The sequence below is a fragment of the Acinetobacter sp. 24-47-47 genome (assembly GCF_057737035.1).
Genome location: NZ_CM173216.1, coordinates 3,026,094 through 3,038,135 on the forward strand (window position 1 = coordinate 3,026,094; position 12,042 = coordinate 3,038,135).

The following is a 12,042-nucleotide window of genomic DNA, read 5'->3' on the forward strand; positions in this document are numbered from 1 at the left end:
AAATACACCCTCATTTATTATAAAATTTACATTAACTATATGATTCATTAAATCATTTTTTAACACACTCAATGTTTAGAGCAATGTCTTCTATATATATTAGATTTAATTAAAATTTAAACTTATAAATGCAAACTTAGTCAACATTATGACCATTATAATAAAGAAACAATTAAGTTTTTTAAGTTACAAAATTATATAGTTCTGTAAACGATTCACACTATAGGATAGTTTTTTTATCACCTTTATTTAGGTAGAATAAAAAATATGGGTGAATTTTTTCATACTAAAAATTATTGTTTATTAAATATTTAGTCGTTAAAAATCTTAAAAATAGACGTTATGTAGGTTTATTTTAAGTAACTATAAATAATTTGAACACAGAGAATTCTGATGAATAACTTGAAAATTTTGATTACAAAACTATCTCCTACGACAAGAACAGCACTAGAAAAGTCTGCAAATTATTGTATTAATCAACAAAATTACGAAATCGAAATTGAACATCTACTCTTCGAATTATTAAATCAAAACGTAAAAAATGATCTCTCTATTTTGCTCGATCACTATAAAATTTCTAAAAATGCACTGATCGATGATTTACAAGAAACGATTTCGCACTTGCCCAAAGGCAATACGCGTACACCTATTTTTGCTCAATCGATTGTACGTCTGCTAGAACAAGCTTGGCTTATTGCTTCCGCAGATCAAACCCCAGTCATCCGTAGCGGGCACTTATTAGTTGCGTTATTGACTGCAGGAGATTTATATCAAATCGCGCTTCGTGCATCGAGTTTATTCGATCTGTTCCCGATTGATACGATGAAACACAAATTTATAGAAATTTGTAAAGTTAGCATTGAAGAGCATCTCCCTCAAGCTGATCATCAAAATGATGTTCAGGGTCAGGATACGATTCAAAGTTCAGAATCTCATGCAAAAACACCTGCACTAGATCAATACACCATTAACTTGACTCAAAAAGCGCTTAACGGTGGGATTGATCCTGTCATTGGACGTGAGTTTGAAATTCGCCTTATGTTGGATATTCTGATGCGTCGTCGTCAAAATAATCCTATTTTAACAGGTGAGCCAGGCGTAGGTAAAACTGCTGTCGTTGAAGGTTTAGCGCTGAAGATTGCCAACAACCAAGTGCCTGATGCATTAAAAAATGTACATATCCATGTTCTTGATATGGGTCTATTACAAGCAGGTGCAAGTGTAAAAGGTGAGTTTGAAAATCGCTTAAAACAAGTCATCCAAGAGGTTCAAAGTTCCGCTCATCCTATCATCATCTTCATTGATGAAGCACACACACTGATTGGTGCAGGCGGTCAAGCTGGTCAAAATGATGCGGCGAATCTCCTTAAACCAGCCTTAGCACGTGGCGAGTTAAGAACAATTGCTGCAACTACATGGGCTGAATATAAGCAATATTTTGAAAAAGATGCGGCGCTCAGTCGTCGTTTCCAAGTCGTCAAAGTTGAAGAACCGACTGAAGAAGTTGCGATTGATATGCTTCGCGCCATGATTCCTGTCATGGCTAAACACTTTAATCTTCAAATCGATGACGAAGCCATTGTGACTGCTGTTCATTCTTCACATCGATATATTGCTGGTCGACAACTCCCAGATAAAGCAGTGAGTGTTTTAGATACTGCTGCCGCTCGTGTGGCATTAACTCAGAATGCTCAGCCGGTAAAGTTAGATCAGCTACATGCTCAACATCATAATTTATTGCTTGAATTAGATATTTTGGAACAAGAGAATAATCAGTTCCCACAGCATGACGAACGCCTCTCCAATCTTAAAAATACGATCACTGAAATAGAAAATGAGTTAAATGCCACAACTGAAAAGTGGAAACAAGAACTAGAAATTGTTCAAAAAATCAAAACACTTGAGCAAAAAAATTCTGAATTAAAACATGAAGAACACATTAATGATTTTAAAAATCAGATTCAGCAACTTAGATCCGATTTAAAAATATTACAAGGTGAACAACCTCTGGTATTTGAACGTGTTAATGCTCAAATCATTAATGAGATTATTTCAGACTGGACTGGTATTCCTGTAGGAAAAATGGTCAATGACGAAATTAAGCAAATTCTAAGTTTAGAAGAAAAACTGGAACAACGCGTCATGGGTCAAGACTATGCCCTGCATCAACTTGTTCAAGGAATCAAAACCTCTAAAGCAAAACTTGAAGATCCAAACAAGCCTCAAGGGGTATTTATGTTGGTTGGACCAAGTGGTGTGGGGAAAACAGAAACGGCTTTAGCTTTAGCCAATGAGCTGTATGGTGGGGAATCTCATCTCATCACGATTAACATGTCTGAGTATCAAGAGGCTCATACTGTTTCCTCATTGAAAGGTGCGCCTCCAGGCTATGTAGGATATGGTCAAGGTGGTGTCCTCACTGAAGCTGTTAGACGCAATCCGTATAGCGTTGTTTTGTTAGATGAAATTGAAAAAGCACATTCAGATGTTCAAGAGTTATTTTACCAAGTCTTTGACAAAGGCACACTTGAAGATGGTGAAGGACGTGTTATCGATTTTAAAAATACCACAATTTTATTGACCTCTAACACTGGCTCAAGCGCAATTATGCAGGCCTGTTTGACTAAACCTGTAGAAGAATGGCCTACGGCAGAAGACTTAATTGAACATTTAAAACCAAGTTTATATAAACAGTTTAAACCTGCCTTCTTGGGACGTATGCGTATCGTGCCTTACTTCCCACTCCATGATGATCTACTTGTGCGTATTATTCATCATAAGTTAGGCAAAATTACTGATCGTATTTTCAAACAATATCAAACACGTGTTGAATACACCGATGATTTGGTGGAACTCCTCTTAAGTCGCTGTACAGAAGTCGATAGTGGCGCACGTAATGTAGACAATATTCTAAACTCTTCAGTTTTACCTGAACTAGCAACACAAATATTGATCGCCTTGGCGGATAACAAAGTCCCTAAGTTAATTCAAATTGATAGCAAAGATGACCTGATTGAGTATCGATTAGATCCAACAACAGCACCGAAAAAGCGTAAAGCCACCAAAAAGAAAATTGTTGAAGCATAAGTATTTGAGTATATAAATTAATATGAACATTGATATAGAACAGCTACTTCAACCAATCTCAGATCAAGTAATCTGTGGCGAAGATCTATCTTTTTCGAATGAATTTCATGAGATCAAGAAAGCGAAAACCCAAGATGATCCGCTCTTAGATATGGGGGATTGGGTAGCTGAACCTAAACAAGCAGATTGGTCATTTGTTTCGGCAAAATGTATCGATGTTCTGACTCAAAAAAGTAAAGATATTCGTTTATTGACTTGGTTAAGCGAGGCTTGGAGTCAACTCTACGGTTATGAAGGAGTCGCTCGTAGCCTTGAGCTTTCGCATCGTATGTTATCCAATTATTGGAAAGATATACATCCTGAAATTGAAGATGATGATTTAGATCAACGTCTAGGTTTATTGCAAGGTTTGACTTCTCAGTTACCTGCTTTGATTAAACGTGTTCCACTCATCAATTCAGCTCCTTTCTATTCAATCTATGATTATGAAAAATTACTGCATCAACAAAATGTAAGATTAAAAAATGCTGATGATTATGGATCTTCTCAGAATCATCCAGAACTCGAGCAATTCGAACAAAGCTTATTTAATACCTCAAAAAGTTTCCAATACAACAATTATCAGTTCTTTTTAGAAATTTTGACGCACTGGGATACCCTCAAGCAAGTACTTGATCAACTGATGCAATTAGATGCTCCAAGTTTCGCAAATACTGATTCTCAGTTGGAAGACATACATAAAACACTGAAAAAAATTTATAAAGCAGATGCATTTTTAATGTCTGAGGATACTCCTGACATGAATCAAGGCCTACAATTCCAAGAAAACAATTCAAATATAAATTCTGCTCCAACAGCAAATATACAAGCATCAGTAACTCAGCAGTCATTTCAACCTCAACCACAAAGTCATCTACAAAATCGTGAACAAGCAATGCGGGTGCTTAAAGATATTGCGGATTATTTTCAAGCAAATGAACCACATAGTCCTGTGAGTTATATGCTTCAAAAAACCATTAAATGGAGCCAAATGCCGCTTCATGAATGGCTCGCACAAGTCATTAAAAACGATAACAACCCATTGGAATCAGTCCATGAACTCTTGGGTGTAAAAAATAGCAATGAATCTAATGAATGGTAATCTCAATGTTTAAAGCAGAAAAAGTACTGTGGGGTGAAGGTCTATTTTTAAGACCGCAGCACTTTCAAATTCAAGACAGTTATCATGAACAGCGTTTAAATCAAACTATTCGCGCCACCATTCCATTCGCATATGGGGTACAACAGCTCAAATTTGATGAATCTCAATTAACGACCCATGTGCTAGCAATTGAGCACATTGAAATGATTTGGCAAGATGGTGAAATTTACGCTGCTCCTTCGCGAGATCTTTTACCTCAGCCCGTACTGCTCGATGAGCTCAATTTCCGTGGTGAAATGACCATTTTTCTTGCGCTTCCTATCGTTCAACCAAACAAGCGTAATATCGCCCATGAGGCTTCGACACAACCAAGTCGATATCATTCGTATCTGAATGAAACTCATGATTTGTTCACAGATGCCACACCTGCTGAAATTACTTACATTCGTCGTCGTGCTGAGCTGAAATTACTGGAATCTCAGAATGATACTCCTCATGAACTGGATGGTTTTTTATATTTGCCGATAGGAAAAATTAAGCGTCATAGTTCAGGAAGCTTTGAACTTGATACAAAATTTATTCCACCAATTTTGCATATTGCTTCATGTGAGTCATTGGTTGCTAATTTAAAACGTACCTTGAATGTCATTAAAGCAAAAATCAAAACTATTCAAACCAACAATCGCGAAAACGAACAAAAATTAATTGAATTTAGATCAGGTGACATTGTTTCATTTTGGCTAGTGAATGCATTGAATACTGCTCATGCAACTCTCAGCCATTTATTGACTCATCCCCAAATTCACCCTGAACGCTTATTTTTTGAATTACTCAGATTGACTGGCTCATTACTGACATTCTCAACAGCCTATGAAGTTGAACATTTACCTCAATATCAACATCATAATTTACAAGATAGCTTTGCGCAGTTAGATGTCATTTTAAGAGAGTTACTCGACACAATCATTTCAAGTCGATACTTCAATATCAGTCTTAAAGAAATACGTCCTTCGTATTGGGTTGGTAGCTTAGAGTCAGATAAGATCACTCGCGAATCTCGTCTGTATATTGCTGTGTCTAGTTCAATGATGCAGACACACGAACTTGTACAAATTGTCCCACTACGTTTTAAAGTGGGCACAACAGTCGATGTTGAGCAACGTGTCGTCTCTGCATTGCCTGCTATTCCGATTCACCATTTGATGCAAGTACCTACTGCGATTCCAGTCCGCTCTGGTGTGAGTTATTTTGAAATTGAACCTCATCATGAACTCTATCAACGCATGTTGGAGTCTGAAACCATCTGTATTTATGTACCTGCTGGATTCCAAGATATCAGTATTGAACTCATCGCAGTGATGAATGGCTAGAGATTGAGAAGAGAAAAATATGAATATGCCTAATGGAGCACCTTCACTGTTCGATGACGGTCAGATTGGAGCAGGCTCTACACCACAGCAACAGAATAAATTGACGCCGTCTTCTAATTTGGTTGATTTAATGCATGACGGTTTCTACATCGTTTTTTTAATTCGTAACCAATACGTTCCTGACAATGTCGATGAATTTCGCCAAAAAATCATGGATCAACTACAACGTTTCGAATTACAAGCGAAGAAGTTGCAGTTTTCAGCCGAGGATATCCATGATGCCAAATATGCATTTTGTGCATTACTTGATGAAACGATTGTCACACAACAGAACCCTAGTTATTTCCATTTACAAAATTCGTGGTTGATTAGTCCTCTTCAGTTAACTTTATTTGGATCTCAACTTGCAGGTTATCAATTTTTTGACTTATTAGAAAAAATTAGAACTCGTGGAAAAGATCGCTTAGCAGCTTTAGAAGTTTTTCACTACTGTTTACTGTTAGGTTTTCAAGGTAAATACCGTATTGAATCAATTGAAAGCTTAAATCATTTGGTTGCACGCGTAGGCGATGAAATAGATTATTTAAAAGGTAAAAAAGCCCTCTTTTCACCTTTCGCTGCATTGCCTGATCAAATTAAAAACATTATTCATAAAGAACTTCCATTCGCTTGGATTCTATTATTTTTACTCCTCTTTGCATTATTGGCATTTTCTGGACTTCGCTATATGCTCAGTCAACAAGAGACCAAAGCCATGACTCAATATAATAATGTCATTAGTGCACCTGCTGAACAGGCCCACATAACGATTCATTTACCATAAAAGATATTCAATATGAGCCAAGAAAAGAAAAATATTAGAGTCCTTACACCTACTAAAAAAAATAAAAAAATTTCGCCTCTAGTAAGCGGGATCATTGGTGTAGCAATTGGTATCTCTGCCACATCTTTAGCTTTTTATACCTATTTAAATCAACCAAGCTTCCAACCAATTAACGCAGCAGATACAGATTCAACACACTCAAATGATAAATGGTCCAATATTGATTCGGGAATCACCCAAGCTGATCAAAACGAGCAATCTGAACCTGATGAATATCACCAAGCTCAACCCAAGCTAAATGAGCTTAATAATATTTTCAAACATCAGCAAACAAACTCTGCTCAAGCAACTCAACCAGTGACTTCAAGTAAAAATCCCTTCGAATCAACTTTTAATCAAGCACAACCTTTAAGTAACAAAACTTCCCAAGTTCCACCTAAAGCAGAACCATTAAAAAAGACCACAACTGAAGCATTACCGAAAACCATAAAAAAGCCTGAGTCTAAGCCTACGACAGCCAATGCAAATAAAGTTGCTGAAAGTAAAGCTGACACTGATGAAAATATTGATATTCCTGTAGCAAGTGTAGAAATTTCAGTCACACGAACTGCTAAAGAACCTGCACCGTGATTTTTTTTATCATTGTCAGTTTTGTGATATTAATCATCGCGCTGACTTTACTGATGTCTTATGAGATAAGACAAAAAGTAATAGATTTTGCACAAAGCTTATTACCACAAGGTAAAAAAAAGCTTTTAAACGCACGTAAATTTGCACATGAAATGAATCATGCTGCTTCAGCAGACCAAATTCAAACGCATTGGCACTTACAGCAATGGTGGATACTCATTGCTGGTTTTTTCTTACTTAGCAGTATTATGCTTTTTGCTTTTACAAAACCCGTTGATCCTACAAAAATAGAAGCGAACTATTTAAAGAAAGCTGATCCTCAAATTTATAACTTATTAAATGGGGAAATTCTTTCCCCTCCACCAGAGGTTGAAGAAAGTCTCGTCGATGCAGCAATCGTTGAAGCTGTACGTCTTGAGCAACAATATCAAGCTCAAACTGGCGGTTCTGTTTCATCTACAACTATTCCTAATGTAGAAAATTCAGAGTTTTCTCATGGTCATCTCGATACTTCAATGGTAAATCGTAAGTGGGACAAGATGCATCCACGCTATAAACAACGATTACTTATGGTCTTCAAAATTATGAAGGAACAACATGGCTATGAATTAGTATTACTAGAGGGTTATCGTAGTCCTGCACGACAAAATAGCCTATCTCGGAATAAAGCAACCACTTTAGCGACTGCATACCGTAGCTATCACCAATTTGGTTTGGCAGCTGATGTCGCATTCAAGCGAGATGGTAAAGTCGTTATTTCTGAACGTGATCCTTGGGCTATGCGTGGCTATCAGTTATATGGTCAAGTTGCTGAGTCTGTCGGTTTAGTTTGGGGAGGACGTTGGACAAAAATTCATGACTACGGTCATACAGAATATCGAATGCCTGGCTTGGTTCGTAGCAAGGAAACTCATGATCGTTTCATGCGAGAAGCTGAACAAGGTAATTTAATGGCAAGCAATATAGAACAGTAATAATCCGTTGATTCTCTTTTCAAAATGCCTGTTAACGATACAGGCATTTTTGTATTTATTGATATATTTTGCGCTTGTAATTAACTATGTGAAGACATCGATTTAGAAGTTAATTTTCCCGTACCCATGCATTTCCCTTAATTTTATTTGTTTATTTTTTTCTTTTCACATAAAAAAACACCCCCTTGTATTGAAGGGGGTGTTTAGAATAATGAGCTGGCGATGACTTACTCTCACATGGGTAACCCCACACTACCATCAGCGCTAAGAGGTTTCACTTCTGAGTTCGGGAAGGGATCAGGTGGTTCACTCTTGCTATTGTCGCCAGCACAACTGTTGTGACTTTGCTTGGGTCTTATTCGCATATATTGTTTGCGTGCCTTTGCTTGGTCAAAGAAGTTATTAACAGCTATTTGAGTTGCTTTAGTTTGTGCAGTTTAGCGTTTTATCTAACTAAATCAAGTTATTTGTCATGATTTGAACCACAACACCAACTGTTTGGGTGTTGTATAGTCAAGCCTCACGAGTAATTAGTATTGGTCAGCTTCATACGTCACCGTACTTCCACATCCAACCTATCAACGTTGTAGTCTTCAACGGCTCTTTAGAGGACATAAAGTCCTTGGGAAATCTAATCTTGAGGTAGGCTTCCCGCTTAGATGCTTTCAGCGGTTATCCCTTCCGAACATAGCTACCCGGCGATGCGACTGGCGTCACAACCGGTACACCAGAGGTTCGTCCACTCTGGTCCTCTCGTACTAGGAGCAGATCCTCTCAAATTTCCAACGCCCACGGTAGATAGGGACCGAACTGTCTCACGACGTTCTAAACCCAGCTCGCGTACCTCTTTAAATGGCGAACAGCCATACCCTTGGGACCTGCTTCAGCCCCAGGATGAGATGAGCCGACATCGAGGTGCCAAACACCGCCGTCGATATGAACTCTTGGGCGGTATCAGCCTGTTATCCCCAGAGTACCTTTTATCCGTTGAGCGATGGCCCTTCCATACAGAACCACCGGATCACTAAGACCTACTTTCGTACCTGCTCGACTTGTGGGTCTCGCAGTTAAGCGCGCTTTTGCCTTTATACTCTACGCGTGATTTCCGACCACGCTGAGCGCACCTTCGTACTCCTCCGTTACTCTTTAGGAGGAGACCGCCCCAGTCAAACTACCCACCAGACATGGTCCTCGCTCCAGATAATGGAGCAGAGTTAGAACCTCAATATTACCAGGGTGGTATTTCAAGGACGGCTCCATAGAAACTGGCGTTTCTACTTCAAAGCCTCCCACCTATCCTACACAAGTAAGATCAAAGTTCAATGTCAAGCTGCAGTAAAGGTTCACGGGGTCTTTCCGTCTAGCCGCGGGTACACCGCATCTTCACGGCGAATTCGATTTCACTGAGCCTCTGCTGGAGACAGCGCCGCCATCATTATGCCATTCGTGCAGGTCGGAACTTACCCGACAAGGAATTTCGCTACCTTAGGACCGTTATAGTTACGGCCGCCGTTTACTGGGGCTTCGATCAAGAGCTTCGCTTACGCTAACCCCATCAATTAACCTTCCAGCACCGGGCAGGCATCACACCCTATACGTCCACTTTCGTGTTTGCAGAGTGCTATGTTTTTAATAAACAGTTGCAGCGGCCTGGTTTCTGAGGCTGCCAGTAGCTCAAGGAGCAAGTCCTATCACCGCCGGCAGCGTACCTTCTCCCGAAGTTACGGTACCATTTTGCCTAGTTCCTTCAGCAGAGTTCTCTCAAGCGCTTTGGTCTACTCGACCTGACCACCTGTGTCGGTTTCGGGTACGATTCCTGTGTAACTGAAGCTTAGAGACTTTTCCTGGAAGTATGGTATCAGCCACTTCGCTAGTAAACTAGCTTGCTATCGATTCTCAGCATAGAGTACCCCGGATTTGCCTAAGATACATGCCTACAATCTTCCACCTGGACAACCAACGCCAGGCTGACTTAACCTTCTCCGTCCTCTCATCGCATTACACAGAAGTATTGGAATATTAACCAATTTCCCATCGACTACGCCTCTCGGCCTCGCCTTAGGGGTCGACTCACCCAGCCCCGATTAACGTTGGACTGGAACCCTTGGTCTTTCAGCGAACGGGTTTTTCACCCGTTTTATCGTTACTCACGTCAGCATTCGCACTTCTGATACCTCCAGCAGACTTCTCAATCCACCTTCATCGGCTTACAGAACGCTCCCCTACCACTTGCAATAAATTGCAAATCCGCAGCTTCGGTACATAGTTTTAGCCCCGTTACATCTTCCGCGCAGGCCGACTCGACTAGTGAGCTATTACGCTTTCTTTAAAGGGTGGCTGCTTCTAAGCCAACCTCCTAGCTGTCTATGCCTTCCCACATCGTTTCCCACTTAACTATGATTTAGGGACCTTAGCTGGCGGTCTGGATTGTTTTCCTCTTGACTACGGACGTTAGCACCCGCAGTCTGTCTCCCGGATAGTACTCATTGGTATTCGGAGTTTGCATCGGTTTGGTAAGTCGGGATGACCCCCTAGCCGAAACAGTGCTCTACCCCCAATGGTATTCGTCCGAGGCGCTACCTAAATAGCTTTCGGGGAGAACCAGCTATCACCAGGCTTGATTAGCCTTTCACCCCTATCCACAAGTCATCCCCTGGCTTTTCAACGACAGTGGGTTCGGTCCTCCAGTAAGTGTTACCTCACCTTCAACCTGCTCATGGATAGATCGCCTGGTTTCGGGTCTACACCCAGCAACTAAACGCCCTATTAAGACTCGATTTCTCTACGGCTCCCCTATTCGGTTAACCTTGCTACTGAATGTAAGTCGCTGACCCATTATACAAAAGGTACGCAGTCACATCACGAAGATGCTCCCACTGCTTGTATGCATGCGGTTTCAGGATCTATTTCACTCCCCTCACAGGGGTTCTTTTCGCCTTTCCCTCACGGTACTGGTTCACTATCGGTCAGTCAGGAGTATTTAGCCTTGGAGGATGGTCCCCCCATATTCAGACAAGGTTTCACGTGCCCCGCCCTACTCGACATCATCATGTAAGCCCTTTCGTGTACAGGACTATCACCTACTATGGTTGCACTTCCCAGAGCATTCCACTAAAGCTTACATAACTTAATGGGCTTTTCCCCTTTCGCTCGCCGCTACTGAGGGAATCTCAATTGATTTCTTTTCCTACGGGTACTGAGATGTTTCACTTCCCCGCGTTTGCCTTGCAACACTATGTATTCATGTTGCAATACCTATCTTATGATAGGTGGGTTCCCCCATTCAGATATCTCCGGATCACAGGATATTTGCCGCCTCCCCGGAGCTTTTCGCAGGCTATCACGTCTTTCATCGCCTCTGACTGCCAAGGCATCCACCACATGCACTTAATTACTTGACTATACAACCCCAAACAGTCGTTCGATCCTACAAGTAGATCGTTCAACATTACAGTTTGAAGTACTGTGTATCTAAACACTGTACAGCTTCAATTCAAATTCATATACCAAAACGCTTGATTCAGTTAATTTCGCTAGTTCTCATTTCAATCACTTCAACTCAATAACTTACGTTATCTCGTTTCCGCTCTTTCTATGAGTATGAACAAATTATTTCAACTCAAATATATGCTGTTAATGATTCACTACGTCTTCGTCAGATCGCAGTCAACTGTGATAAATCACAGAGCTTAATAATCAAGGCGTGCAGTATACACAGCTTTATTACTAAGCTCTATAAGCTATCAACTCGTTTGCTTACTACGTATTCGAATGAATACGTGGTGGAGACTAGGAGAGTCGAACTCCTGACCTCCTGCGTGCAAAGCAGGCGCTCTACCAACTAAGCTAAGTCCCCAGCTTATCATTTAGATCAATGTATCTTTCTTCTGTATGAATTGCTTCGTCAGTAGTGGTGGGTCTGACAAGACTTGAACTTGTGACCCCACGCTTATCAAGCGTGTGCTCTAACCAACTGAGCTACAGACCCTCAGATACATCGTCATGAAGAACAACTTG

At 40.3% G+C, this 12,042-nt stretch carries 6 protein-coding genes, 2 tRNA genes and 2 rRNA genes; 6 read left to right on the top strand and 4 right to left on the bottom strand.

Annotated features, from left to right (window positions below; all coding sequences use genetic code 11):
- The first annotated feature begins 390 nt into the window (after positions 1-390).
- Genes tssH through AC1M9E_RS14305 form a run of 6 tightly spaced genes read left to right on the top strand, consistent with a single transcriptional unit; the run spans position 391 to position 8,025 of the window.
- Positions 391-3,087 (top strand): type VI secretion system ATPase TssH, encoded by a 2,697-nt coding sequence (gene tssH, locus AC1M9E_RS14280; RefSeq protein ID WP_488225218.1) that lies wholly within the window; start codon positions 391-393, stop codon positions 3,085-3,087.
- Between the two features lie 22 nt (positions 3,088-3,109).
- Complete coding sequence (gene tssA / locus AC1M9E_RS14285) at positions 3,110-4,228, top strand: type VI secretion system protein TssA (protein WP_488224866.1); 1,119 nt, start codon at positions 3,110-3,112, stop codon at positions 4,226-4,228.
- A gap of 5 nt (positions 4,229-4,233) precedes the next feature.
- The gene (tssK, locus tag AC1M9E_RS14290) at positions 4,234-5,598 is read left to right on the top strand and encodes a type VI secretion system baseplate subunit TssK (RefSeq protein ID WP_481594548.1); all 1,365 of its coding nucleotides are present in this window, start codon (positions 4,234-4,236) and stop codon (positions 5,596-5,598) included.
- Positions 5,599-5,617: 19 nt separating this feature from the next.
- Complete coding sequence (gene icmH, locus AC1M9E_RS14295) at positions 5,618-6,421, top strand: type IVB secretion system protein IcmH/DotU (RefSeq protein ID WP_488224867.1); 804 nt, start codon at positions 5,618-5,620, stop codon at positions 6,419-6,421.
- 12 nt (positions 6,422-6,433) lie between these two features.
- Positions 6,434-7,051, top strand: coding sequence for a hypothetical protein (locus AC1M9E_RS14300; protein WP_488224868.1), 618 nt, complete (start codon positions 6,434-6,436; stop codon positions 7,049-7,051).
- Positions 7,048-8,025, top strand: coding sequence for a M15 family metallopeptidase (locus AC1M9E_RS14305; protein WP_180029098.1), 978 nt, complete (start codon positions 7,048-7,050; stop codon positions 8,023-8,025). The genes AC1M9E_RS14300 and AC1M9E_RS14305 overlap by 4 nt, the downstream gene beginning before the upstream one ends.
- A 214-nt stretch (positions 8,026-8,239) precedes the next feature.
- Here AC1M9E_RS14305 and rrf read toward each other — a convergent pair.
- From rrf to AC1M9E_RS14325, 4 genes are all read right to left on the bottom strand, one after another.
- Positions 8,240-8,354: ribosomal RNA gene (gene rrf / locus AC1M9E_RS14310) — 5S ribosomal RNA — on the bottom strand.
- Positions 8,355-8,534: 180 nt separating this feature from the next.
- Positions 8,535-11,426, bottom strand: a 23S ribosomal RNA gene (locus AC1M9E_RS14315).
- 379 nt (positions 11,427-11,805) lie between these two features.
- Positions 11,806-11,881: transfer RNA gene (locus AC1M9E_RS14320), tRNA-Ala, on the bottom strand.
- Positions 11,882-11,936: 55 nt separating this feature from the next.
- Positions 11,937-12,013: transfer RNA gene (locus AC1M9E_RS14325), tRNA-Ile, on the bottom strand.
- Positions 12,014-12,042: the final 29 nt, after the last annotated feature.

What these genes read in the sequence shown, in the direction of transcription:
- tssA (WP_488224866.1), top strand. Translation starts at nt 3,110, where the DNA reads ATGAACATTGATATAGAACAGCTACTTCAACCAATCTCAGATCAAGTA.
- tssK (WP_481594548.1), top strand. Translation starts at nt 4,234, where the DNA reads ATGTTTAAAGCAGAAAAAGTACTGTGGGGTGAAGGTCTATTTTTAAGA.
- icmH (WP_488224867.1), top strand. Translation starts at nt 5,618, where the DNA reads ATGAATATGCCTAATGGAGCACCTTCACTGTTCGATGACGGTCAGATT.
- AC1M9E_RS14300 (WP_488224868.1), top strand. Translation starts at nt 6,434, where the DNA reads ATGAGCCAAGAAAAGAAAAATATTAGAGTCCTTACACCTACTAAAAAA.